22 protein-coding genes are annotated in these 25,446 nt (G+C 62.5%); 17 read left to right on the forward strand and 5 right to left on the reverse strand.

The window, feature by feature from the left end; genetic code table 11:
* The first annotated feature begins 64 nt into the window (after positions 1-64).
* A complete protein-coding gene (locus tag BFQ04_RS05835) occupies positions 65-1,066 on the forward strand; it encodes an ABC transporter substrate-binding protein (protein WP_065949987.1) in 1,002 nt (333 codons plus the stop codon).
* A gap of 104 nt (positions 1,067-1,170) precedes the next feature.
* Here BFQ04_RS05835 and BFQ04_RS05840 read toward each other — a convergent pair whose 3' ends face one another.
* Entirely contained in the window at positions 1,171-2,091 is a 921-nt protein-coding gene (locus BFQ04_RS05840) for a LysR family transcriptional regulator (RefSeq protein WP_065949988.1), read from the reverse strand.
* A 181-nt stretch (positions 2,092-2,272) separates the two neighbouring features.
* Between BFQ04_RS05840 and BFQ04_RS05845 the strand changes: the two genes are divergently transcribed.
* Positions 2,273-3,178 carry a TauD/TfdA dioxygenase family protein gene (locus tag BFQ04_RS05845; RefSeq protein ID WP_065949989.1) on the forward strand — a complete coding sequence of 302 codons (906 nt, stop codon included), beginning with the start codon at positions 2,273-2,275 and terminating at the stop codon, positions 3,176-3,178.
* Positions 3,179-3,298: 120 nt separating this feature from the next.
* On the opposite strand, the gene BFQ04_RS05850 is transcribed toward BFQ04_RS05845, so the two are convergent.
* Positions 3,299-4,906, reverse strand: coding sequence for an alkaline phosphatase family protein (locus BFQ04_RS05850; RefSeq protein ID WP_065949990.1), 1,608 nt, complete (start codon positions 4,904-4,906; stop codon positions 3,299-3,301).
* 183 nt (positions 4,907-5,089) lie between these two features.
* Complete coding sequence (locus BFQ04_RS05855) at positions 5,090-6,034, reverse strand: LysR family transcriptional regulator (protein ID WP_065949991.1); 945 nt, start codon at positions 6,032-6,034, stop codon at positions 5,090-5,092.
* A gap of 155 nt (positions 6,035-6,189) precedes the next feature.
* Here BFQ04_RS05855 and BFQ04_RS05860 point away from each other — a divergent pair, with 155 nt between their 5' ends.
* Entirely contained in the window at positions 6,190-8,514 is a 2,325-nt protein-coding gene (locus tag BFQ04_RS05860) for a TonB-dependent receptor (protein WP_065893825.1), read from the forward strand.
* On the opposite strand, the gene BFQ04_RS05865 is transcribed toward BFQ04_RS05860, so the two are convergent.
* Positions 8,485-9,672, reverse strand: coding sequence for a CynX/NimT family MFS transporter (locus tag BFQ04_RS05865; protein WP_065949992.1), 1,188 nt, complete (start codon positions 9,670-9,672; stop codon positions 8,485-8,487). The genes BFQ04_RS05860 and BFQ04_RS05865 overlap by 30 nt on opposite strands.
* 102 nt (positions 9,673-9,774) lie before the next feature.
* Between BFQ04_RS05865 and BFQ04_RS05870 the strand changes: the two genes are divergently transcribed.
* The 11 genes from BFQ04_RS05870 (at position 9,775) to BFQ04_RS05920 (ending at position 18,701) form a co-directional block, all read left to right on the forward strand.
* Positions 9,775-10,641, forward strand: coding sequence for a LysR family transcriptional regulator (locus tag BFQ04_RS05870; protein WP_065949993.1), 867 nt, complete (start codon positions 9,775-9,777; stop codon positions 10,639-10,641).
* A 222-nt stretch (positions 10,642-10,863) separates the two neighbouring features.
* The gene (locus BFQ04_RS05875) at positions 10,864-11,670 is read left to right on the forward strand and encodes an energy transducer TonB (protein WP_065949994.1); all 807 of its coding nucleotides are present in this window, start codon (positions 10,864-10,866) and stop codon (positions 11,668-11,670) included.
* A 28-nt stretch (positions 11,671-11,698) separates the two neighbouring features.
* Positions 11,699-12,418, forward strand: a complete 720-nt coding sequence (locus BFQ04_RS05880; protein WP_065949995.1) for a MotA/TolQ/ExbB proton channel family protein — start codon at positions 11,699-11,701, stop codon at positions 12,416-12,418.
* A 1-nt stretch (position 12,419) separates the two neighbouring features.
* Positions 12,420-12,821, forward strand: coding sequence for an ExbD/TolR family protein (locus BFQ04_RS05885; protein WP_065949996.1), 402 nt, complete (start codon positions 12,420-12,422; stop codon positions 12,819-12,821).
* Positions 12,822-13,064: 243 nt separating this feature from the next.
* Positions 13,065-13,646: an alpha/beta hydrolase gene (locus BFQ04_RS05890; protein WP_065949997.1), complete on the forward strand. Its 582-nt coding sequence runs from the start codon at positions 13,065-13,067 to the stop codon at positions 13,644-13,646.
* Positions 13,647-13,693: 47 nt separating this feature from the next.
* Positions 13,694-14,620, forward strand: a complete 927-nt coding sequence (locus tag BFQ04_RS05895) for a sigma 54-interacting transcriptional regulator (protein WP_065949998.1) — start codon at positions 13,694-13,696, stop codon at positions 14,618-14,620.
* Positions 14,621-14,726: 106 nt separating this feature from the next.
* The gene (locus BFQ04_RS05900) at positions 14,727-15,509 is read left to right on the forward strand and encodes a MetQ/NlpA family ABC transporter substrate-binding protein (protein WP_065949999.1); all 783 of its coding nucleotides are present in this window, start codon (positions 14,727-14,729) and stop codon (positions 15,507-15,509) included.
* Between the two features lie 268 nt (positions 15,510-15,777).
* The gene (locus BFQ04_RS05905; protein WP_065950000.1) at positions 15,778-16,443 is read left to right on the forward strand and encodes an amino acid ABC transporter permease; all 666 of its coding nucleotides are present in this window, start codon (positions 15,778-15,780) and stop codon (positions 16,441-16,443) included.
* Positions 16,424-17,083 (forward strand): amino acid ABC transporter permease, encoded by a 660-nt coding sequence (locus tag BFQ04_RS05910; protein ID WP_065950001.1) that lies wholly within the window; start codon positions 16,424-16,426, stop codon positions 17,081-17,083. Before BFQ04_RS05905 ends, BFQ04_RS05910 begins: the two co-directional genes overlap by 20 nt.
* Entirely contained in the window at positions 17,080-17,856 is a 777-nt protein-coding gene (locus BFQ04_RS05915; RefSeq protein ID WP_065950002.1) for an amino acid ABC transporter ATP-binding protein, read from the forward strand. Before BFQ04_RS05910 ends, BFQ04_RS05915 begins: the two co-directional genes overlap by 4 nt.
* On the forward strand, positions 17,853-18,701 hold the full coding sequence (locus BFQ04_RS05920) for a transporter substrate-binding domain-containing protein (RefSeq protein WP_065950003.1): 849 nt from the start codon (positions 17,853-17,855) through the stop codon (positions 18,699-18,701). The genes BFQ04_RS05915 and BFQ04_RS05920 overlap by 4 nt, the downstream gene beginning before the upstream one ends.
* A 141-nt stretch (positions 18,702-18,842) precedes the next feature.
* On the opposite strand, the gene BFQ04_RS05925 is transcribed toward BFQ04_RS05920, so the two are convergent.
* Entirely contained in the window at positions 18,843-20,003 is a 1,161-nt protein-coding gene (locus tag BFQ04_RS05925; RefSeq protein WP_065950180.1) for an AAA family ATPase, read from the reverse strand.
* A 121-nt stretch (positions 20,004-20,124) separates the two neighbouring features.
* Here BFQ04_RS05925 and BFQ04_RS05930 point away from each other — a divergent pair, with 121 nt between their 5' ends.
* The 3 genes from BFQ04_RS05930 to BFQ04_RS05940 are packed head-to-tail and all read left to right on the forward strand — an operon-like array spanning position 20,125 to position 25,336.
* Entirely contained in the window at positions 20,125-21,207 is a 1,083-nt protein-coding gene (locus BFQ04_RS05930; protein WP_065950004.1) for an efflux RND transporter periplasmic adaptor subunit, read from the forward strand.
* On the forward strand, positions 21,204-22,274 hold the full coding sequence (locus BFQ04_RS05935) for an efflux RND transporter periplasmic adaptor subunit (RefSeq protein ID WP_065950005.1): 1,071 nt from the start codon (positions 21,204-21,206) through the stop codon (positions 22,272-22,274). The genes BFQ04_RS05930 and BFQ04_RS05935 overlap by 4 nt, the downstream gene beginning before the upstream one ends.
* Complete coding sequence (locus tag BFQ04_RS05940; RefSeq protein ID WP_065950006.1) at positions 22,271-25,336, forward strand: efflux RND transporter permease subunit; 3,066 nt, start codon at positions 22,271-22,273, stop codon at positions 25,334-25,336. Before BFQ04_RS05935 ends, BFQ04_RS05940 begins: the two co-directional genes overlap by 4 nt.
* The last annotated feature ends 110 nt before the right edge of the window (positions 25,337-25,446 follow it).

Here is a 25,446-nt window from a genome sequence, read left to right on the forward strand (position 1 = left end):
TTTCTATCTGCCTATGGCTACTTTCAGCTCCCCAGGCGACCGTCGCCCACCAGGAGCTGCCCTTATGAAACTGCCCTTCAAACGTCTGATCACGCTGTTCGCCGCTACCGCGCTGGCGGGTCTGGTGCAGGCCGCCGAGCTCAAGGAAATCCGCATTGCCGTGCCAGACCTCAGCGCCGGGAGCCAACACAGCGGCGGCGGCATCACCGATGTATTGCGCCAACAGCAGATCTTCGAAAAGGCCTTTGCCGACCAGGGCATCACGATTCAATGGAATTACTTCAAGGGCGCGGGCCCGGTGATCAATGAAGCCTTCGCCAATGGCCAGGTGGACCTCGCTTATCTCGGCGACCTGGCGGCCATCATCGGCCGTTCCAATGGGCTGGATACCCGCCTGCTCAGCGCTACCGCGCGTGACATCAAGCAGTACCTGGGCGTGGTGCCGGGCTCGGGCATCAAGACCCTGCACGACCTCAAGGGCAAGCGCGTCGCGGTGTTTCGCGGCACGGCCAGCCAATTGTCATTCGACAGCGCATTGGCCAGCCAGGGCCTGAGTGAAAAGGACCTGAAAGTCATCAACCTGGATTACAACGCTGCCGGTGCGGCGTTGGCCGCCAAGCAGATCGACGCGACCTGGGGCGGCTCCAACCTCACGGCGCTGCAAGCCAAGGGGCTGGCCGAGATCGCCCTGACCACCAAGGACCTGAACGGCGCCGGCAGCATCCAGGCGGTATTGGTGGGTAGCAAACAGTTTGTCGACGGGCATCCCGACGCGGTGGCCAAGTTGCTCAAGGCCCAGCAGCAGGCGGTGCAATGGTTGACCGATGACAACAACAAACAGGCCTACATCGAGCTGGTGTCGGGGCTGGCCAGTTATCCGCCAGTGATCCTGGGCAATGATTTGAAGGACCAGCAGCTCAGCCAGATTTTCCCGGCGACGCTGGACCCGGTGTTCCTGGGCAAATTGCAGGATGCGGTGGATCTGGCTTCCAGGGAGAAGTTGATTCGCCGCTCGTTTCAGGTGAGTGATTGGGTGGCGCCTGGGTTGGCGGCGGCGGGGCTTTGAGTCTGGTGGTGCCTGGGCTATAGCTATCGGGGGCAAGCCCCCTCCCACACTTTGAAGGTATTCACAGTTCAAATGTGGGAGGGGCTTGCCCCCGATGAGGCTGTTCAGACCGCCACACTCACCTCCTGCCTGTCGACCTCCACCAACACCTCAATCATCGCTTTAGCCGCCGGCGACAACCGCGCCCCCGTGCGGCTGACGATTCCGCACCGCGCACTCAGGGTCTCCATGTTCTGCGGCAGATTGCGCCAGTGCAGCAGCACCAGCGCGCCGCTGGCGATGTCCTCGGCGAACGCTTCCTCGGTGCCCACGCCGATGGCGTTGGACTGCAGCACGATTTTCACCAGCGCCGGGAAGTGTTCGGTCTGGATGCTCGGCGAAAAATCCATGCGCCCGCTCAGGTTTGCCAGCAGTTTGCGAATGCCCTGGGAGATCAGCGGCGCCGCCAGCGGGTAGTCGAACATGTCATTGGTCGACAGGCTGTCCTTGGCCAGCAGCGGGTGCCCCGGGCGGCAGAAAAACACGCCGCGTTTGGCGGTCAGCGCACGGGTCTGGAAGTTCGGGTCGGCTTCGAACTGGCGGATGTCGGCAATGAAGAATTCGATCTCCTCGCGGCTCAGGGCGCGGCTGAGTTTTTCCCAGTTATCCACCTGGAAACTGGTGCGGATTTTCGGGTGCGCGCCGATAAACCGCGCCACCGCATCCGGCACCAGTTTCACCGCCGGCGCCGGTCCGCAGCCGAAGCGCAGGTCGCCGGCATCGAGTTTGGTCATGCGCGTGACTTCACTGCTCAGCAAGGCGGCGCCGTGCACCAGGCTCAGGGCGTGTTGCAACACCACCTGGCCTTCGGGTGTGGGGCGCAGGTCCTTGTGGCCACGGTCGACCAGCACGCAGCCGAACTCCTGTTCCAGCCCCTGGATACTGCGGCTGAACGCCGGTTGAGTGATGCCCATGGCGTCCGCCGCGCGTACGAAACTGCGGTGTTCGTTGAGGGCAATGAGGTAGCGCAGTTGACGCAGATCCATATGCATTCCCGGCATTTGAAAAATAGGTCGAAGGCATTTGCGAGCGACGGAGCTGAGGTTTTAAATGCAAGCTCTTATTCCGTCAACGAAGCATTAGTTCATTTGCTAGATCTAAAATGCATATGAATAGAGCGTTGCCGGCGAGCGTTCCACCATCCGCAGGCACATGAGGGTCACCACAATGAGCAACGCCGCATTAGCTGTTCAACCCATCGCCCAGGCACTGGACATTCATCCGGTTGCCGGCCGCATCGGCGCCGAGATCCGTGGCATCAAGCTGTCGGGTCATCTCGATGCCGCCACTGTCGACGCCATCCAGCAAGCGCTGGTGCAGTACAAGGTGATCTTCTTTCGCGAACAGTCCCACCTCGACGACCAGAGCCAGGAAGCCTTTGCCCACCTGCTCGGCGAACCGATTGCCCACCCGACCGTGCCGGTGCGTGACGGCACGCGTTTCCTGATGGAGCTGAACGGCACGCGCGGCCAGCGCGCCAACTCCTGGCACACCGACGTGACCTTCGTCGATGCCTACCCCAAAGCTTCGATCCTGCGTTCGGTGCTGGCGCCCGCATCCGGTGGCGACACTGTGTGGGCCAACACCTCGGCGGCCTACAACGACCTCAGCGTCGAGCTGCGAGCCCTGGCGGATAACCTCTGGGCCATCCACAGCAACGAATACGACTACGCCGCGCTCAAGCCGGATGTGGCGGTGGAACGGCTCGAGGAGTACCGCAAGGTGTTCACCTCGACGGTGTATGAAACCGAGCATCCGGTGGTGCGCGTGCACCCGGTCAGCGGTGAGAAAACCCTGCTGCTGGGGCACTTCGTCAAGCGCCTCAAAGGCTATTCCCAGGCCGACTCGACGCAACTGTTCAACCTGTTGCAAAGCCACGTCACCCGCCTGGAAAACACCGTGCGCTGGCGCTGGAACAGCGGCGACGTAGCGATCTGGGACAACCGCGCCACCCAGCATTACGCGGTGGACGACTACGGCACGCAGGAGCGTATCGTGCGCCGGGTGACGCTCAAGGGCGATGTGCCGGTGGGTGTGCACGGACAATCCAGCAAAACCACCAAAGGCCGCTAAGCAAACACAAATCCAAATGTGGGAGGGGGCTTGCCCCCGATAGCTGAGTGTCAGTCAACCTTTCGGTGGCTGACACACCGCCATCGGGGGCAAGCCCCCTCCCACAGTGATTTGCATCGTCTACCAGACGCCGATCTGCACCACCTTCTCCGCCTCCGGCTCACCGTAGCGAAACCACTGGCCACGCACTTCGATCTCGGTGTGGCTGATAGTGGTTCGCCGCTTCAACCCGCGCAGCCAGTCGAACAGATAACCCAGGTGCACCTCGCGCACGTCGGCATAGGCCGGGTCGGCGCCCAGGTCGTGTACTTCCTGCGGGTCGTTGTGCAGGTCGAACAGCTGCGGGCGGAAGCCATCATACGCCAGGTATTTCCAGCGCTCGCTGCGCACCATGGTCATGCGGCAACGGTCGATCGGCTGGCCCAGGCGCTCGCGGGCGGGGGCCTGGAAGGCGTAGTCGTACTCGGCAATCGCATAGTCACGCCAAGGGGTCGGTTCACCGTGCAGCAGCGGGATCAGCGAGCAGCCTTCCAGGCGGTGCTCGGCGGCGGGCAGGCCCAGGGCGTCGAGGAAGGTTGGCAGCGCGTCGATGGTCTCCACCAGGCGCGCGTCCACCGAACCACGGCTGATATCGGCACTGGCACGCGGGTCGCGCACGATGAGGGGAATGCCCACGGCAGGTTCGAGCAGGAATTCCTTTTCACCGAGGAAGTGGTCGCCGAGGAAGTCGCCGTGGTCGCTGGTGAACACAATCAGCGTGTCATTCCAGCGCCCGTTGCTTTGCAGGAAATCGAACAGCCGCCCGAGCTGGTCGTCGATCTGTTTGATCAGCCCCATGTAGGTTGGAATCACCGTGAGCCGCACCTCGTCGTGGGAGAAGTTCAGGCTCTCCTGGTGTTGACGAAACGCCTGGTAAACCGGGTGATCGCTGGTGTGCGCCGGTTGAATCGGCGCCTGGATATGCTCGGCGCCATACAGCGCGTGGTACGGCGCCGGGGCGATATAGGGCCAGTGCGGCTTGATATAGGACAGGTGCAGGCACCAGGGTTGTTCGGCCTGCTCCTGGATAAAGTCGATGGCGCGGTCGGTGGTGTAGACGGTTTCCGAGTGCTGCTCGGCAACCCGCGCCGGCAACCCGGCGTTGCGCATGTGCCAGCCGCTGAGCACTTCGCCGTTTTCACCTTGCGCGGCATTGGCCCATTCATGCCACGGGTTGCTGCCGCTGTAGCCCTGCTCGCGCAGGTAATGGGTGTAGGGCGCGGACTCGCGTTTGTCCTCGAACAGCGGGCTGTCGGGGTAGATGCCGTCGTGACGGAAATAGGTGTCGAAGCCCACTTCGTTCAGCACCTCGGCCTGGGCGCTTTCAGGGTCGATATTCAGCCGCTGCAGGGCGTCCAGATTTGGCGTGGCGTGGGTCTTGCCCACCAGCGCGGTGCGGATGCCGTGGGGACGCAGGTAGTCGCCGATGGTCAGCTCTTCCAGGGGCAGCGGTACGGCGTTCCACGCCACCTGATGGCTGCTGACATAGCGCCCGGTGTAGGCCGACATCCGCGACGGGCCGCAGATGGTGCCCTGGGTGTAGGCGCGGCTGAAACGCACGCCGGCTGCGGCGAGGCGGTCGATGTTCGGGGTGTGCAAGTGGGCGTGGCCGTAGCACGACAGGTAATCGCGGCGCAGTTGGTCGCACATGATGTAGAGCACGTTGCGTACGGGTTGGGGTTGGGACATGGAGGCTCACCGGATGGAAGATAGGTGAGGTTTTTTCGCTGTTTGGGTGGGGCGCTGGCAAGTGCATTTGAGGTCTGGGTTTCATGCAATGAATGCATGGGTGTTGCCATCGGGGGCAAGCCCCCTCCCACACTTGAAATGCATTCCAAATGTGGGAGGGGGCTTGCCCCCGATGGCGCCGGTTCAGACCGCGATATTCTCAAGCGTACAAATATCTTCATCCAACTCATCTACTTCCTTGATCTGCTCAATCATCGCCTCCGCCAACGGCGACAGCCGATACCCCGCACGGCTGACAATCCCGTAGCGGGTGTAGCGCTCCTCCAGATTTTCATCCAGCCCCTCGATCTTCAAACACACCAACTCGCCCCGGGCCATGTGCAGCACGTCGCTGTTGGCGCTGACGATGCCGATGGCGTCCGAGCGAAGTACCACGCCCAGCAGGCTGTAGCCGTTTTCGCATTCGACGTTGGGCTGGTAATCCGGTCGGCCGCTGAGGTCGACGATGACTTTGCGCAGGTTCGGCGGGCGGATGGTCACGGCCAGCGGGTAGCTCATCAGTTCGGCGGGGCTGACGCTGTCGTGGGTGGCGAGGGGGTGCCCGATGCGGCAGCAGAAATACCAGCGGCGCGGGCGCAGGCGGTGGGTGTGGTAGTCGGGGTTGGCTTCGAAGTGGCGGGTGTCGGCGACGAAAAACTCGAACTCTTCACTGAGCAGGCGTTTGCTCAGGCTTTCCCAGTCGTCCACCTGGAACTGTACGCGTGCCTTGGGGTAGTGCCCGATAAAACTGCCGATGGCGCGGGGGATCAAGCCACCGGCCGGCGCCGGGCCGCAACCGAAGCGCAACTCGCCGGCCTCCAGGCCGTTGAACTGGCTGATCTCATTGGCCAGTTGCTGCGCGCCGCTGACCAGGCGCCGGGCATGTTCGAGCAGCACCTGGCCTTGTTTGGTCGGCGCCAGGTCTTTGCGCCCACGGTCGACCAACTGGCAGCCGGTGCTGTGTTCCAGCGCCTGGATGCTGCGGCTGAAGGCCGATTGCGACAGGTTCACCGTCAACGCCGCCGCGACGAAACTGCGCTGTTCGGCGAGGGCGATGAAGTGGCGAAGTTGGCGCAGGTCGATATGCATTTTTCACATCAAAAATATCCGGGAAATGCATTGGCTATGCATTAGGTCGACTCCTTATAAAGGCTATCTCTTATGCAGTAAATGTTCTTAAAACCATAAATAAATAACCTTAAGGAATATGCCTTGCTGGATATTCCTGGGTTCCGGAGCCGCCCATGAGTCTGTTCAAGCCCGTTGTACCCTTCAAGCGCCTGCCCCTGGCGATGCTGCTGGCGGGCAGTGCCAGTTGGACCCCCAGTCATGCTGCCGAGCCGGCTCCGGCAGGCGAGAGCGCCAGTGGCCAGTTGGAAACCGTCACGGTCACCGCGCGGCGGCGCACCGAGAGCGCCCAGGCGGTACCGACGCCCATGAGCGTGGTCGGCGGCCAGGCGCTGGAGAGCCAGCGGGTGTATCGCATTCAGGACCTGCAGCAGCTGGTGCCCAGCGTCAACGTCGCCTATATGCATGCGCGCCAGTCCAGCGTGTCGATTCGCGGCCTGGGCAACAACCCGGCCAGCGACGGCCTGGAGGGCAGCGTGGGGTTGTATATCGACAACGTCTACCTCGGGCGCCCCGGCATGGCGGTGTTCGACCTGATGGACATCGAGCAGCTTGAGGTATTGCGCGGCCCGCAGGGCACCCTGTTCGGCAAGAACACCACGGCGGGGGTGATCAATATCAGCACCCGCGCGCCGAGTTTCACCCCGGAGCGCAGCATCGAAACCTCGTTGGGCGAGGACGGTTATTTCCAGACCAAGGGCACGATTTCCGGGCCGCTTACCGATGAGTTGGCCGGGCGTTTTTCCGCCTATCGCACGCGCAGCGACGGCGACATCAAGAATGAACATGACGGCCACGACCTCAATGGCGGTTCGCGCCAGGGCTTTCGCGGGCAGCTGCTGTACAAGCCCAATGAGGCCTTCAACCTGCGCTGGATCGGCGACTACAACGAGGAGGATTCCAGCGCCGGTACACGTGTGCTCTACAGCACCGGGCCGACCATCAACGGCACCAACCTCTATCAGTCCCGGGCCAACGCCGCGGGTGCGACCCTGGTCGATGGCACCCACCGCAAGGTCAACCTGGACAACGACCAGCACGTCACCGTGTTTCAGGGCGGCACCTCGCTGGAGGCCAACTGGACCTTGCCGAGCGATTTCACCCTGACGTCGGTCAGTGCCTATCGCTGGTGGAATTTCACCCCGCGCAACGATGACGGTCTTAACGTGCCGGCCTCGTATAACGCCGGCGTATCGGTGGAGGACAAGCAGTGGTCCCAGGAATTTCGCCTGGCTTCACCCCAGGGCGGGTTTTTCGATTACGTGCTCGGCGCCTACTACTTCGGCTCTGACCTGGATAACAAGTCCTTCGCCTATTACGGCCCCCAGGCCGACATCTGGAACGGCACGCCGAGCGGCGCGTTGAGCAACGTGAGCAGCATCGGCAACGGGCATATCCGCACCGACAGTTTTGCGCTGTTCGCCCAAGGCACCTGGCACCTGACCGAACGCCTGGATTTCACCGCCGGCCTGCGCGGCACCTATGAAGAAAAAAGTGCCTGGGTAACACGCAATGCGCCGCTTGGCGGCGCTGCGGTCAGCGGCGCCGCAGCCACGGCGCGACGCGGGCGTACCGGGGCGTATGACTCGGGTGACCTGACGCAGTACAGCGCCACCCCGTCGGGGCTGCTCAACCTCAGTTATCACTTCAATGACAACCTGCTGGGCTACGCCACGCTGTCCCACGGCGAGAAGTCCGGCGGCGTCAACCTGGCGGTGGGCTCGGCGCCGACGGCGGGGGCCGACTCGCTGTTGATCGGCACCGAGCGCGCCAACAACGCCGAGTTGGGTTTCAAGAGCACGTTGTGGGATCGCCGCCTGCAGCTCAATGCCAACCTGTTCTGGACCCAGGTCAATGGCTACCAGACCAACGCCTACGACCAGGACAACCGTGTGCAGTACCTCACCAACGCCGGCTCCGTGCGCTCGCGGGGGGTGGAAGTGGAAAGTACGCTGGTGCCGATCAAGGGCCTGACGCTGAACCTCAACGGCTCCTTCAACGATGTGAGTTACCTGTCTTACAAGGACGCGCCATGCCCGCCGGAAGTCAGCCTGCGCCCCGGCGCACCGACGTCCTGCGACCTCACCGGCCACCAGGTGGTGGGCGCGTCGAAATGGATCGCCAACGCCAACGGCGAGTACAAGTGGAACCTGGATAATGGCTTTGAACCCTACGTCACCGCCAGTTATGCCTTCCGCTCCAAGGCAGTGGGCACCGTGGAGGACTCCGACTACGGGCAGATCCCGGCCTATGCGCTGGTCAACCTCTCCACCGGCCTGCGCGGCAACTACCAACAGGGCCAGTGGGACGTGTCGCTGTGGCTGAAAAACGCCTTCGACAAAACCTACTACACCACCCTGTGGACCGGCGGCAACGGCGGATACGAAGGCCTGCTGGGCGCCCCGCGTACCCTAGGCGTGACCGGGCGCTACGACTTCTAGCCCGCTGCGGTAGGTGGCCGGGCTGAACACCCGCGTCACCAGCAGCATGGCCAGCACGGTCAGTGTCAGCACGATCCAGGCGCTGACAAAGTTGCCGGTCAGTTCGCGCAGCCAACCGGTCAGCCACGGCGAAACGGCGTTGATCAAAAAGCCCACGCCCTGGACGAAGGCGGCCAGTTGCCCGGCCTGGCGTGGGTCGCGGTGATGGTCGAGGGTCAGCAGCAGGCTCAGGGCGAAGCACGCGCCCAGGCCGAAGCCGCACAGGGCCACCCACACGTGGGGAAAGGCCTGCGGCGCGATGATCAGGCCGAGGTAGCCGAGGGTTTGCGCCACCAGGCTGATGCCGAGCAGTGGGCGGCGGTCGATGCCGCGTTGCGCCAGCACCGGCATCAGCAGCGCGGCGATCACCTGGAAAATGGTCATGAACGCCAACAGCGAGCCGCTGGGCAGCACGCCCCACCCGAGCTGCTGATAGTAGGCGGGCAGCCAGGCGACCATGCTCATATAGCCGCAGTTGACCAGGCCGAAATACAGCGCAAGCAACCACGCGCGGCGGTTGCGCAAACCCTTGAAGGCGGGGGCGACGTGTGGGTTCCTCGCGGCGCCCAGCGGCAACCATGCCCAGAGCAGCAAGGCGCCAAGGGCCGGCAACAGCCACACACCCAACCCGGCCTGCCACTGCTGGAAGTGCGTCGCCACCACCGGGCTGAGCAGCGCGGCCAGCCCGCCGCCGGCCATCAGTGAGGCCGAATACACGCCCATCGCCACCGGTACGCGGTGATGAAACTCGCGCTTGATCATCGCCGGCACCAGCGCCTGGATCAGCGCCACGCCCGCGCCGCCGAGCAACGCGGTGACCAGCAGCGCCGACGCCTGGCCCATCAGCCAGCGCGCCAGGCACGCCAGCAGAATCATCACCAGGCCCAGGGCGATGCCGCGTCGTTCACCGAGCCGCGCTTCCACGCGCACGCCCACCAGCGCCACCAACCCCATGCAGATCACCGGCAGGCTGGTCAGCAGGGCGCTGCTCTGGAAGCTCAGGCCGGTGGCCTGGCGGATTTCACCGAGCAATGGGCTGATGGAACTGAGGATCGGCCGCAGGTTGAGGCCGAGCACTACGAGCAGGCCCCAGCCGGCAAAGGATTTATTGAGGGTCATGCAGCGCCTGTGCACTCGGTAAAAGAGGCGTGAGTATGGCCAGCGTCCCGAGTATTCTGAAATTAAATATAACCATGCCTATCAGTGGCAAAGAGAATGATCATGTTCGATCCGGTATTGCTGCGCAGCTTTGTCGCCGTGGTGGACTGCGGCAACTTCACCCGCGCCGCCGAGCGCCTGCATTTGACCCAGTCCACCGTCAGCCAGCAGATCCGCCGCCTGGAAGATGCCGTGGCGTGCCAATTGCTGGACCGCGATCAACGGCGTGTCGTCGCCACTGCCGAAGGCGAGCGCTTGCTGGCCTATGCGCGACGCATCCTGGCGCTGCATGAAGAGGCCGCCGATGTGATGATCAGCCAGCAAAGTGACGGGGTGCTGCGCCTGGGTGTGCCGGAAGATTTTGCGGCGCAGCGGCTGATGCCGCTGCTGTCGGCGTTTGTGCTGGCCTATCCACGGGTGCGCCTGGAGGTCACCAGCGGCCTGGGCCCCGAATTGCAACGCCAATACCGCAGCGGGGAGTTCGACGTGTTGCTGGTCAAGCAGATGGGCAGCAGCGATGACTGCCTGGCCTCGTGGCCCGAGCCGCTGTGCTGGGTGGACAGCCGCAGCACGCCGTGCCTGGGACGCGATCCGTTGCCACTGGTGGCGTTTCCCGTGGGCGGCCTGTACCGCAATGAAATGCTGCACCACCTTGAAGTGGGCGGCTGGCGCTGGCGTATCGGCTATTCCAGCGCAAGCCTGGCCAGCGTGTGTTCGGCCGTGGCGGCGGGGTTGGGCGTGAGTCTGTTGCCATTGCGGGTGGTGCAGGCCGGGCATGTGGTGTTGGGCGCAGAAAGCGGTTTGCCCGTGGTGCAAGGCGTGCGCCTGGCGTTGTATGCCCGCAGCGGCCTGAGTGCGGCAGGGCAGTGCTTACAGGCTGAACTGTTCGATTTGTGCGCAAACAGCCCCGTTGAACCATGCCTCTACTGAATATTTTGCATGCCTGAAACGCATTGGAAAATTCGACCTCGGCGCCAGGCCGCGCAAACTGTGGCTTTGGCGTATGAGTCAGTTTTGTATATTCAAATTAAGCATAAGCATAACTTTAAAGATTACTTTAAGAGATAAGCGCCCAGCCCGATGATTCAACCCTGGACGGCCTGCCACGCAGGTCCGCCGGTTTTTTGGTTGAAGACCGTAGGGAGTGAATCAATGGGCAATGTCCAGACCGCCGCCCGTGCCACCGAGGCGCAAGGGCGCCTGGCACCGAGCGGTGAGTTGGTCGACCTTGGCCGGCCGCACCGCGCGCCGTTGGGGCAGTTGCGCCTGCAGCAGACCCCCAAGCGTTTTTCCAGCCGGCGCGAAGGCGTGCTGTTGGGATTGTTGGTGCTGGCCTTGCACGGCGCGGTGATCTACTGGGTGAGCCAGAAGCCCACCCCGGTGCTGCCGGTGGTGCCGCCGGAAATCCCGCCGATGACCATCGAGTTTTCCCGGCCGGCGCCGCCGGTGGTTGAACCACCGCCGCCGGTGCCGCCGCCACCTCCGGTGCTCGAGCCACCGCCGCCGGTGGTGGATGAGTTGGCCGCCAAGCCGGCGCCGCCCAAACCGGTGGTCAAGCCCAAACCCAAGCCGCTGCCAAAACCTGAGCCCAAGCCAGCACTCAAGGCCATCGAACAGCCGCCCGCGCCGCCTGTACCGGCGCCCCCGGCACCGGTTGCTGCACCCGCGCCGGCGCCGGTGACGCCCGCTTCGGCCAACGCCGCGTACCTGAAGAATCCGGCGCCGGAATACCCGTCACTGGCTCAGCGGCGTGGTTGGGAGGGCACCGTGTTGCTGCGGGTACACGTATTGGCCAGCGGCAAACCCGGTGAAATCCAGCTCCAGAAAAGCAGCGGTCGCCAGCAACTCGATGACGCCGCATTGGCCGCCGTGAAGCGTTGGAGCTTCGTGCCGGCCAAGCAGGGTGAGGTGGCCCAGGACGGTTGGGTCAGCGTACCGATCGATTTCAAGATTCATTAATTATTCAGCGGCACAGAGGGAAAACATCATGGCTTTGGCATCTCCACTTGAATCCATCGAAAGCGCGGTGATCTGGTTGCTGGTGGTCTTTTCAGTCGCCACCTGGGGCTTGGCATTGTTGAAGGGCGTGCAGTTCGGGCGTCTCAAGGCCCAGGATCGCAAGTTTCACAAACAGTTCTGGGCCGCATCGAGCCTCGACGCCGCGGCCGAGTTGGCCGACACCCAGCCGGGTGCGGCGGCACGGGTGGCCCAGGCCGGGTATGCCGCGATCCAGGTGGGCGATACCCCGCACGCGGCTGACCTGAGCCAGGCGATCAATCATCAGGACCGCCTCGAGCGCGCCTTGCGCCAGCAGATCGTGCGTGAGCGCCGCTCCCTGGAAACCGGCTTGGCGGTGGTCGCCAGTATCGGCAGTACCTCGCCGTTTATCGGCCTGTTCGGCACCGTATGGGGCATCATGGAGGCGCTCAAGGGCATCAGCGCCGCCGGTTCAGCCAGCCTGGAAACCGTGGCGGGGCCCATCGGTGCGGCACTGGTCGCGACGGGGGTGGGGATTGCCGTCGCGGTGCCGGCGGTGCTGGTCTACAACTATTTCCTGCGCCGCCTGAAGCTGACGGCTGCCGACCTTGACGACTTTGCCCACGACTTCTACAGCCTGGCGCAAAAGAACGCCTTCCGCGTGCTGCTGCATCCGGCGCTGAACAAAGCCAGCGTCGGCAACCCGCAGAAAGTGAAGGAGGCGTCCTGAGATGGCCTTTTCCACGCAAGACAGTGATGAGGTGCTGAGCGAGATCAACGTCACGCCGCTGGTGGATGTGATGCTGGTGCTGCTGGTGGTGTTTATCGTCACCGCGCCGCTGCTGACCAACTCGATCCCGATCAACCTGCCCAAGACCGAGGCCGTGGCGCCGGTCGAGCAGAAAGACCCGCTGGTGGTGAGCATCGACGGTGCCGGCAAGCTGTTTATCAACAAGGACGAAATCCAGCCGGACCTGCTGGAATTCAATCTGCAGGCGGCCAAGGCCAAGGACCCCGATGTGCGGGTGCAACTGCAGGCTGACGATGGCGTGAACTACGGCGAAGTGGCGCGCGCCATGGCGTCTATCGAGCGCGCGGGGATTACCAGGCTGTCGGTGATAACGGCGCGGTAGGGCGCAGCGGCAAGTTTCAAGCTGCAAGTAAAAGCAGGTTTGTTTGCAACGCATAGCGCGATGCCGTTTTTCAGGCCGTCTCCTTGGCAGGGTGCGGCCTTTTTTTTGCCTCTAACTTGCAGCTTGCAGCTAACCACGTGAATCTTTTTTTGGTTATTAATAAATAGCTTCTTATTCCTTAACGAATATAAACCGCATCCCTATACTGATCAGCAACGTTAAACGCTGCAGGAGGGCACACCCATGCACAGCGAGTCGATTCGTTACCTGATCGTGCCGGGCTGGCAAGGATCGCCAGAAGAACATTGGCAAAGTCACTGGCAGAACAGCCTGCCCAACAGTGCGCGCGTGGAGCAGGACGATTGGCTGACCCCGCGCCGCGAAGACTGGGTGGCCGCGTTGGCTGAGGCCATCGCCGCCGACAGCACGCCGGTGATCCTGATCGCCCACAGCCTGGGTTGCATCACCGTGGCGCACTGGGCGGCCACTGCGCCTGTGCATTTCCTGCGCCAGGTACACGGTGCGTTGCTGGTGGCTCCGGCGGATGTCGAACGTCCGGCCTGTGCCCCCGCCCTGCGCAACTTTGCGCCGATTCCTACCGACCTGCTGCCGTTTCCCAGCCAGGTGGTCAGTTCCGACAACGACAGTGCCGTCAGTGCGCCACGGGCATTGGAGCTGGCGCGTCATTGGGGCGCCGAAGCCGGAATATTGTCGGGCGCCGGGCACATCAATGTGAAGTCCGGCCACCAGCGCTGGGAGCAAGGCTTCGCCTACCTCTATCGCCTGCAAAGCCGCCTTGAGCATCACGCGCGACGCCGCGCATAAAATATTTCAACGCCCCATCCCTTGAGTGGATGGGGCGGGAGCCTGCCATGAGTCTGCATGAAACCTACGGCCAGCCGTTGCTGACCTTCCCCGACGCCGAAAAGAGCCCGCTGAGCATCCGCGCCAAAGCGTTGGTGTTCGTCGACCCACGTTCGCGGCAGCTGCGCGAGGACCTGGAAAACCTGGCACCGCGTGCGTTGCCCGTGTTGATTCGTGGCGAGACGGGGAGCGGCAAGGAGCTGCTGGCGCGGCATATCCACCGGGGCAGTGACCGCACGGGCCTGTTTGTGTCGGTCAACTGCGGTGCGATCAGCCCGACGTACGCCGACGCGGAATTGTTCGGCTATGCCGCCGGCAGCCACAGCGGCGCGGCGAGCAGCCGGGCCGGGTGGTTCGGTTCGGCCAATGGCGGCACCTTGTACCTGGATGAAATCGGCGATTTGCCGTTGCCGATCCAGGTCAAGTTACTCGCCGCCCTGGAAAACCACGAAGTCACCCGTGTCGGTGCCCAGCAGCCAAGCCCGGTGGACGTGCGCCTGGTGGCAGCCACCAGTATCGACCTGGCCCAGGCAGTGGCGGCGGGCAAGTTTCATGAGCGCCTGTTCCATTACTTGAGCGAAGGTCAATTGGACCTGCCGGCGCTGCGCGAGCGGGTCGGCGACATCCTGTCCCTGGCCGAATACTTCCTGGGTATCTACAGCCAGCGCCTGGACCTGCCGGTGCCGCTGATCAGCGACGCCGCCCAGCGCGTGCTGGAGCACCACAGCTGGCCGGGCAATACCCGCGAGCTGGAAAACGTCATTCACTTTGCGCTGTTGGTGAGCAGCGGCGATGAAATTCTGCCGGAGCATCTGAACCTGCCCAGCGCCGGTTCGCCGCTGGAGCAGGTGCGGCGGATTTTCGCGAGCGCCAGTCCCGCGGAACAGGAGGCCCTGCGAAAATTCCTGTATGAGCAAAATGGAATATCAACGTGAATAAAAGATATTGTTCGGGAATAAAAAATCTAGGTATTGTCCACCCCACGCCGCGATAGCACTTCGCTGGCACCTCACATAAAAACGGTCGTTAGAAGGACATTGCATGAAAAAGGTTCTGTTGTTTACCGCACTGGCGGCTGCCCTGACGGCCAGCTTCGCCCAGGCCAACGAGAAACTGGTGGTGGCCGCCACCCCGATCCCCCACGCCGAAATCCTCGAGCTGATCAAGCCAACCCTGGCCAAGGAAGGGGTGGACCTGCAGATCAAAGTCTTCACCGACTACGTACAACCGAACGTGCAAGTGGCCGAGAAGCGCCTGGACGCCAACTACTTCCAGACCCTGCCGTACCTGGAAAACTTCAACAAAGGTAAAGGCACCAACCTGGTGACGGTGGTCGGCGTGCACGTCGAGCCTATCGGTGGTTACTCGAAAAAAATCAAAAATATTTCCGAGCTCAAAGATGGCGCCACCGTGGCCATTCCGAACGAAGGCTCCAACAGTGGCCGCGCCCTGTTGCTGCTGCAGAAGAGCGGTTTGATCACCCTGAAAGATCCGACCAACGCGCTGTCCACGCCGAAGGACATCAAGGACAACCCGAAAAACCTCAAATTCAAAGAGCTGGAATCGGCTCTGCTGCCGCGCGTACTCGACCAGGTTGACCTGGATGTGATCAATACCAACTACGCACTGGAAGCCGGCCTGAACCCGGCCAAGGATGCGCTGATCATCGAAGACGCCAAATCCCCCTACGTGAACTTCCTGGTTGCTCGCCCGGACAACAAGGACAGCGACGCTATCCAGAAGCTGTCCAAGGCGTTGACCAGCCCGGAAGTCAAAGCTTTCATTGAGAAGAAATACAACGGCGCGGTGGTGCCGGCGTTCTGATGTAAGCCAACACCCCTTCAAGGTTTCAACGCCGACGGCTACTACAGCGTCGGCGTTTTTTTTGCCCTGAATTTTTTAGCGCAACCCAAATGTGGGAGGGGGCGCTGCGAACCAGAAATCCACAGGTTAGCTTTTTGAGTGATATCTATATGTAATTTCGGTATTTAAAGTTTGCTTTTTATACCTTTAAAGTTCGCGCTACCCGACGTTATCCACGCCGGAACGGACTGCGCTCGCGGCATTACCCATGCGGCGATATGGACTGCACATGACCTTCGATTTGGCTTTTATCCTCAGCACCTTGCCCGCGTTTCTGAAGGCGGTCGGGGTGACGCTGCAAGTCGGCTTGATTGCGATTGCCAGCTCCATGCTGGTGGCGCTGATCAATGCGGCGCTGCTGGTGTTTCGCACACCCTTTCTGTCGCGGCTGGTCGCTCTGTACGTGGAGCTGGCGCGTAACACCCCGCTGCTGATCCAACTGTTCTTCGTGTACTTCGCGCTGCCGGCCCTGGGCGTGAATATCTCCGGGTTCTGGGCGGCGATCATCACCATGACCTTTCTCGGCGGCGCGTATCTCACCGAGGTGCTGCGCGCCGGCGTGGAGGCGGTACTGCAGGCGCAGATCGAGTCGGGCAAGTCCATCGGCCTGTCCGACTGGCAACTGCTGCGCCATGTGATTTTGCCCCAGGCCGGCATTCTCAGCCTGCCGGCGTTGTTCGCCAATTTCATCTTTCTGCTCAAGGAGACCACGGTGGTTTCCGCCGTGGCGGTGCCGGAGATTCTTTACACCACCAAGAGCTACATCGCGCTCTACTACAAGACCTACGAAATGCTTGCCGTGCTGACACTGATTTGCGTGCTGCTGTTCCTGCCGTTGTCGCTGCTGCTCAGCCGCCTGGAACGGAGGCTCCAGCATGGCCAGTTCGGGTCTTGAGTTGTTGTGGGTGTCGTTGCCGCAACTGGGCAAGGGCGCTGCGCAAACCCTGTCGATTTCATTTTTGAGCATCGCCTTCAGTACGGTCGGCGGCGTGCTGTATGGCGTGCTGCGGACTCTGAACAACACGGTGATCAACGCTGTGCTGCGGGTGTACCTGGAGCTGTTCCGGGCGATACCGGTGCTGGTGTGGTTGTACCTGCTGTTCTTCGGCCTGCCGATCTTCTTTGGTTTGAGCCTGCCGAGTTTCTGGTGCGCGGTATGGGTGTTGTCGCTGTGGGGCGCCAGTGAGGTCGGTGAAGTGGTGCGTGGCGCATTGCATTCACTGCCGCGTGGCCAGCGTGAAGCGGGCTTGTCGATCGGGCTGTCCGCCCCGCAGTTGTACGGCTATGTACTGCTGCCCCAAGCCCTTAAACGCATGACGCCGCCGACCATCAACGTCTACACGCGCATCATCAAGACCAGTTCGCTGGCGGTGCTGATCGGTGTGGTGGATGTGATCAAGGTCGGCCAGCAAATCATCGAGCGCACCTACGAGTCGGTATTGATCTACGGCGCGCTGTTCCTGTTTTTCTTCTTTATCTGCTACCCGTTGTCGGCCGCCTCCAAGGTGCTGGAACGGCGCTGGGCCCAAGCATGAGCGCATTGATCGAGTTTCAGGGTTTCAACAAATTCTTCGGCCAGGCGCAGGTGCTCAAGGGTATCGACCTGAGTGTGCAAAGCGGCGAAGTGGTGGTGATCCTCGGCCCCAGCGGTTGCGGCAAAAGTACCTTGCTGCGCTGCCTTAATGGGCTGGAAGTCGCCCACAGCGGCAGCTTGCGGTTTGCCGGCCTTGAGCTTCTGGGCAAGCACACCGACTGGCGCCAGGTGCGCCAGGACATTGGCATGGTGTTCCAGAGCTACCACCTGTTCCCGCACATGAGCGTGCTCGACAATATTCTGCTCGGCCCGCTCAAGGTGCAAAAACGCGACCCGCGTGAAGCCCGCGCGCAAGCTGAAAAATTGCTCGAACGCGTGGGCCTGGCCGACAAGCGCGATGCCTTCCCACGCCAGCTTTCCGGCGGTCAGCAGCAACGCATCGCCATCGTCCGTTCGTTGTGCATGAACCCGCAGGTCATGCTGTTTGATGAAGTCACTGCCGCCCTCGACCCGGAGATGGTCAAGGAAGTGCTGGAAGTCATCCAGGGCCTGGCCCGCGATGGCATGACCCTGCTGATTGTCACCCACGAAATGGCCTTCGCCCGCGCCGTCGCCGACCGCGTGGTGTTCATGGAGGCCGGTCGCATCCTCGAACACAACACCCCCGAGGCATTCTTTACGAACCCGCAGACCGCACGCGCGCAGCAGTTCCTGGAGAAGTTCTCCTTTGTTTCAACACTGCCCAAAAAGCGCAAGGAACCGGAGCTGATATGAAAAAGTTACTGCTGCCACTGTTGGCCGTCGCGTTACTGGCCGGCTGCGATAAAAAGGCCGAAGAGCCCACCAAACCTGCGGCTGTCAGCTACATCGACAAAATCAAGGCGCGGGACAAGCTGATCGTCGGCGTCTTCACCGACAAGCCGCCGTTCGGTTTTGTGGATGAGGCCGGGCGTTACGTCGGCTTCGATACCGACCTCGGCCGCCAATTTGCCAAGGACCTGTTGGGCGATGAAAACAAAGTCGAATTCGTCGCCGTGGAGCCCGCCAGCCGCATCCCGTTCCTGCAGAGCGACAAGGTCGACCTGATCCTCGCCAACATGACGGTCACGCCGGAGCGCAAGGAAGCGGTGGACTTCACCAATCCCAACCTGAAAGTCGCGGTACAGGCACTGGTGCCGAACGACAGCGCGGTAAAGAGCCTGGATGATTTGGCGACCCGCACCACCATCGTCACCACTGGCACTACCGCCGATATCTGGCTGACCAAGAACCACCCGGACTGGAAACTGCTCAAGTTCGAGAAAAACTCCGAGTCGCTGCAGGCGCTGTCGGCCGGCCGTGGCGATGCTTACGCGCAGGACAACCTGGTGCTGTTCAGCTGGGCCAAGCAGAACCCCGGCTACCGTGTGCTGGAGCAGAAACTCGGTGATGAAGCACCGATTGCCCCGGCGGTGAAGAAGGGCAATATCGAACTGCGCGACTGGGTGAATGCGGAGTTGGCGAAGTTGGGTGAGGAGAAATTTTTGCTCAAGCTGTATGACCACTATGTGCGTAAAGAGCTGAGCGATGACACCAAGCCTGAGAGTGTGATTGTTGAAGGCGGGAAGTGGCAGGGCTGAAACCTGATTTTTGTGCTGACTGTACTGGCTCATCGGGGGCAAGCCCCCTCCTACACTGGACCGGACTCACAAAATCTGACGTGTGAATACAGTCCAATGTGGGAGGGGGCTTGCCCCCGATAGGGCCGGTACAGCTACCACCTACTCCGGCCAATGCCACGCCGGCGCATCCAGCATCCCTTGCCCGACAATCCGCGTCTCCCCCAGCACCTTCTCCAGCACAATCGAATTGCACCCTTCATCGTGCTGCAACGCCGCAATCAAGCGGCTGGCATGGGACACCACCCACACCTGGCACTGCTTCGACGCTGCGATGATCAAGCGCGCCAACGCGGGCAACAGGTCCGGATGCAGGCTGGTTTCCGGTTCGTTCAGCACCATCATGGTGGGCGGCCGTGGTGTCAGCAGCGCGGCAATCAGCAGCAGGTAGCGCAAGGTGCCGTCCGACAATTCGGCCGCCGACAACGGCCGCAGCAAGCCTTCCTGATAGAACTCAATCGCAAAGCGCCCGCCCTGCAGCGGCTGGATATTCAGGCGCGCGCCGGGGAACGCATCGCTGACCGCGCGCTGTAACGCCTCGGGGTCGCCAATCTCGCGAATGGTCTGCAAGGCCGCCGCCAAATCACGCCCGTCGTGGTGCAGCACGGGTGTGCGGGTGCCCAACTGTGGCTGGCGCACGGGCGCGTCGACGTCGCTGCGAAAGTGATCGTAAAAGCGCCAGCCACGAATGCTCTCGCGCAGCAGCAGCACTTCCGGCGAGCCACGCAGGCTGCCGACCTGGTCGAACAGGCTGTGGTAATTGGGCGTGTGCTGGGCCAGCACATTCCAGGCGCGGCCCTCGCGAGCGCGCACCATCGGCCCGCAACGTTGCACCAGCAGGCTGGCCGGGCGGTAGAGGTGCCCGGCCCATATGCACTCCTTCTTCACTTGCGGATCAAGGCTGAAAAACGACTTGGAGGGTTCCGGCAATCCCAGGGAAATGGCGTAGCTGAAATCTTCGGCGGCAAACCCCAGGCGCAGGCGCTTGACGCCCTGGCGCACGGTGGACTCGATCGGCACTTCGCCGCTGCGCATACGCCGACTGATGGTTTCCGGCCCGGCCCAGAAGGTCGAGTCCAGCCCGCCTTCGCGGGCCAGGGCGTTGATCACCCCGCCCTGGGCGGTTTCGGCGAGCAGGCGCAGGGCGCGGTACAGGTTGGACTTGCCGCTGCCATTGGGACCGGTGATCAGATTCAGCCGGTCCAGGGGCACCACCAATTTATTGATCGAGCGGTAATTGGCCACCGCGAGGGTTTTGAGCATATGCATTTAGTCGGCATGGGAACCATTGGAGTATGGGATCCTCCATGCAGATAAGGAACCCTGAACTACGCTCACAGTCGCATACACACTGGCAAGTCGGCATCACGCAAAAGGAGCCTGCATGGGCGGTCGCATTTCGACATTTTTACTCGGATTTGGCTTACTGACGCTGCTTGGCGGCTGTGGTCAGGAAAAGACCGAACCCAAAGCCCATTCCCGGGTGTTCGTGCAAACCGTGCAGCCAGCGGATTTCGCCGCGGCGGTCACGCTGACGGGGGATATCCAGGCGCGGGTGCAAACCGATTTGTCCTTTCGCGTGGGTGGCAAGATCATCCAGCGCATGGTCGATGTGGGCGACCGGGTGACGGCCAGGCAAGTGCTGGCCAGGCTCGACCCCAAGGACCTGCAGACCAACGTCGACTCCGCCCAGGCCCAGGTCGTGGCCGAGCAGGCACGGGTCAAGCAGACCGCCGCTGCGTTCGTGCGCCAGGAAAAACTCTTGCCCAAGGGCTACACCAGCCGCAGCGAATACGATTCCGCCCAGGCCGCGCTGCGCGGCAGCCAGAGCGCCCTCGCCGCCGCCCAGGCCCAGTTGGCCAACGCCCGTGAACAACTGGGCTACACCGCGCTGATCGCCGACGCGCCGGGCATCATCACGGCGCGCCAGGCCGAAGTCGGCCAGGTGGTACAAGCCACCATGCCGATCTTCAGCCTGGCCCGTGACGGCGAACGCGATGCGGTGTTCAACGTCTATGAATCCCTGCTGGTAGAACCGCCGTCGGATGCGCCGATTACCGTCAGCCTGCTGGACAACCCGAGCATCAAGGCCGTGGGCAAGGTCCGTGAAGTCACCCCGGCCGTGGCCGCCAATACCGGCACCGTGCAGGTGAAGATTGCCCTGCAAAGCCTGCCCAATGGCATGGAGTTGGGCTCGGTGGTCAGCGCCACCGCCAATGGCCCGGCCAGGGCCAGCATCGAGTTGCCGTGGTCGGCCTTGACCAAAGACCTCAGTGAACCCGCCGTGTGGCTGGTGGACGGTGACGGCAAGGCGCACTTGCATAAGGTCACGGTGGCGCGTTACCTCACCGGCAAAGTGATCATCGGCGATGGCCTCAACGGCGGCGAAAAAGTCGTAGTGGCCGGTGGGCAATTGCTGCACCCCGGCATGCCTGTTGAAATCGCCGAGCAAGGAGCCCAACCATGAAGCAACTGACGGTCATCGTCGCCGCCAGCCTGTTGCTGATGGCCTGCTCCAAAGAAGAAGCACCGCCCGAACCGGTGCGCCCGGTGCTGTCCATGGAGGTTAAGGCCGAAGACCAGGAAAACCTCGGTCGCTTTGCCGGCACCATTCAGGCGCGCTACGAAAGTAACCTGGGTTTCCGTGTACCTGGCCGTATTGCGCGTCGCGCCGTGGACGTGGGCGCTGAGGTGCAGAAGGGCGCCTTGCTTGCCGTGCTCGATCCCACCGACCAGCAGAACCAATTGCGCGCCGCCCAGGGCGACCTGGCACGCGTGCAGGCGCAGTTCATCAATGCCCAGGCCAATGCCCGCCGCCAGCAGGAACTGTTCAACCGTGGCGTCGGTGCCCAGGCTCAGCTCGACGTGGCCCAGACTGACCTGAAAACCACCCAGGCCACCCTCGATCAGGCGCGCGCTTCGGTCAACCAGGCCAAGGACCAGCTCAACTACGCCGAATTGCGCACCGACCACGCCGGCATCGTCACCGCCTGGAATGCCGAGGCCGGCCAAGTGGTCAGCGCCGGCCAGCAAGTGGTGACCCTGGCTCGCCCGGATATCAAGGAAGCGGTGATCGACCTGCCCGCCGGGCTAGCCGAGCGCTTGCCCGCAGATGTGGTGTTCCTCGTCGCCGGGCAACTGGACCCCAGCGTGCAGACCACCGCCATCGTGCGCGAGATCGAGCCCCAGGCCCAAAGCGCCACGCGCACCCGTCGCGCACGCCTGAGCCTGACCGAAACCCCCGCCGCGTTCCGCCTGGGCACCGCCATCAGCGTCACCCTGAGCAGCGCCATCGCGCCGCGCATCGAACTGCCCCTGAGCGCGTTGCAGGACGTCGACGGCAAGACCCGCATCTGGCTGCTCGACACCCAGAGCCAGACGGTGCAGCCGCGTGACGTCACGGTCGTCAGCCGGGATGCCGACAGCGCCGTGCTCAACGGCAGCGTCAAACCCGGTGAACGCATTGTCACCGCCGGTGTGAACAGCCTGAAACCCGGGCAAAAAGTCAAAATCGACGAGGACAGCCCGCGATGAAAGGGAGCTTCAACTTATCCGACTGGGCCCTCAAGCATCAGTCCTTCGTGTGGTACCTGATGTTCGTCGCGCTTTTGATGGGCGTGTTTTCGTACATGAACCTGGGGCGCGAGGAAGACCCCTCGTTCACCATCAAGACCATGGTGATCCAGACCCGCTGGCCGGGCGCGACCCAGGAAGAAACCCTCAAGCAGGTCACTGACCGCATCGAGAAAAAACTCGAGGAACTCGACTCCCTCGACTACGTGAAAAGCTACACCCGGCCAGGCGAGTCCACGGTGTTCGTGTTCCTCAAGGACACCACCAGCGCCAAGGCTATCCCGGAGATCTGGTACCAGGTTCGCAAGAAGATCGACGATATTCGCGGCACCTTCCCCCAAGGCTTGCAGGGGCCATCATTCAACGACGAATTCGGTGATGTGTTCGGCTCGGTATACGCCTTTACCGGCGACGGCCTGTCGATGCGCCAGTTGCGCGACTACGTGGAGCAGGTGCGCGCCGAGATCCGCTCGGTGCCGGGGCTGGGCAAGGTCGAGATGATCGGCCAGCAGGACGAAGTGATTTACCTGAATTTTTCCACGCGCAAACTGGCGGCACTGGGCATTGATCAGCGCCAGGTCGTGCAAAGCCTGCAGTCGCAGAACGCGGTCACGCCCGCCGGGGTGATCGAGGCCGGGCCGGAACGGATTTCGGTGCGCACCTCCGGGCAGTTCGCCTCGGAGAAGGACCTGGCCAACGTCAACCTGCGCCTCAATGACCGCTTCTATCGCCTGGCTGACATTGCCGACATCAGCCGTGGCTACGTCGACCCGGCGCGGCCGATGTTCCGTTTCAACGGCAAGCCGGCGATCGGCCTGGCGATTGCGATGCAGAAGGGCGGCAATATCCAGTCGTTCGGCAAGGCGCTGCACGGGCGCATGGATGAGCTGACCGCCGACCTGCCGGTGGGCGTCGGTGTGCACAAAGTCTCGGACCAGGCCGAAGTGGTGGAAGAGGCCGTCGGCGGCTTTACCAGTGCGCTGTTCGAAGCGGTGATCATCGTGCTGGTGGTGAGCTTTATCAGCCTGGGCATGCGCGCCGGGCTGGTGGTGGCGTGCTCGATTCCGCTGGTGCTGGCGTTGGTGTTCGTGTTTATGGAATACAGCGGCATCACCATGCAGCGGGTGTCATTGGGCGCCTTGATCATCGCCCTCGGCCTGCTGGTGGACGATGCGATGATTACCGTGGAGATGATGATCACACGCCTGGAAAAAGGCGAAACCAAGGAGCAGGCCGCGACCTACGCCTATACCTCCACGGCGTTCCCGATGCTCACCGGCACGCTGGTGACCGTGGCCGGTTTTGTGCCGATTGGTCTTAACGCCAGTTCGGCGGGCGAGTACACCTTCACACTGTTCGCGGTCATCGCCGTGGCCATGCTGGTGTCGTGGGTCGTGGCGGTGCTGTTTGCGCCGGTGATCGGCGTGCATATCCTCAGCGCCAAGGTGAAGCCGCACGACGCCGAACCGGGGCGCATTGGTCGCGCCTTCAACGGTGGCATGCTCTGGGCCATGCGCAACCGCTGGTGGGCCATCGGCATCACCGTGGCGCTGTTCGTGGCCTCGGTGTTTTCCATGCAGTTCGTGCAGAACCAGTTCTTCCCGTCGTCGGATCGCCCGGAAATCCTGGTTGACCTGAACCTGCCGCAGAACGCCTCGATCAACGAGACGCGCAAGGCAGTCGACCGCCTCGAAGCCATCATCAAGGACGACCCGGACATCGCTCGCTGGAGTACCTATATCGGCCAGGGCGCGATCCGTTTCTACCTGCCGCTGGACCAGCAGCTGGAGAACCCCTACTACGCGCAGCTTGTGATTGTGAGTAAAGGCCTGGAAGAGCGCGGCGAGTTGATTACGCGTCTGCAGAAGCGTCTGCGCGATGACTTCGTCGGCATCGGCAGCTTTGTACAGCCGCTGGAAATGGGCCCGCCGGTGGGTCGGCCGATCCAGTACCGCGTGTCCGGCAAAGACACCGACCAGGTGCGCAAGCACGCCATCGAACTGGCGACCTTGCTCGATCAGAACACCCACTTGGGCGAAATCATCTACGACTGGAACGAGCCGGGCAAAGTCTTGCGCATCGACATCGCCCAGGACAAGGCGCGGCAACTGGGGCTGTCGTCCGAAGACGTGGCGCAGTTGATGAACAGCGTGGTCAGCGGCGCGTCGGTCACTCAGGTGCATGACGATATTTACCTGATCAACGTGGTCGGCCGCGCCGAAGACGCCGAGCGCGGTACGCCGGAAACCCTGCAGAACCTGCAGATCGTCACACCCAACGGCACCTCGATTCCGTTGCTGGCCTTCGCCACGGTGCGTTACGAACTGGAGCAACCGCTGGTGTGGCGTCGTGATCGCAAGCCGACGATTACCGTCAAGGCTGCGGTGCGTGACGAGATGCAGCCGACCGACCTGGTCAAGCAGCTGGCGCCGACTATCCAGAAGTTCAACGACGGCCTGCCGGTGGGCTACAAAGTCGCCACCGGCGGTACCGTGGAAGAAAGCGGCAAGGCCCAGGGCCCGATTGCCAGCGTGGTGCCGTTGATGCTGTTCCTGATGGCGACCTTCCTGATGATCCAGTTGCACAGCGTGCAGAAGATGTTCCTGGTGGCCAGCGTTGCGCCGCTGGGGCTGATCGGCGTGGTGCTGGCGCTGATTCCCACGGGCACGCCCATGGGCTTCGTGGCGATCCTGGGTATCCTCGCGCTGATCGGCATCATCATCCGCAACTCGGTGATTCTGGTGACGCAGATCCATGAGTACGAAGTGGCCGGTTATACGCCGTGGGATGCGGTGGTGGAAGCCACCGAGCATCGGCGCCGGCCGATCCTGCTCACGGCCGCGGCAGCCAGCCTGGGCATGATCCCGATTGCCCGGGAAGTGTTCTGGGGGCCGATGGCCTACGCAATGATTGGCGGGATCATTATCGCCACGTTGCTGACGCTGTTGTTCCTGCCGGCGCTGTACGTGGCCTGGTACAAAATCCGCGAGCCCAAGCAGGATCAACAGGAACAACGCAGTTAAAAACTGTGGGAGGGGGCTTGCCCCCGATAGCGGTATGTCAGCCAAGCATCAGGTGACTGAACCACCGCCATCGGGAGCAAGCCCCCTCCCACATTTGGATCTTCATCTCG

This window comes from Pseudomonas sp. 37 R 15 (genome assembly GCF_900004865.1).
Taxonomy (GTDB): Bacteria; Pseudomonadota; Gammaproteobacteria; order Pseudomonadales; family Pseudomonadaceae; genus Aquipseudomonas; species Aquipseudomonas fluorescens_AM.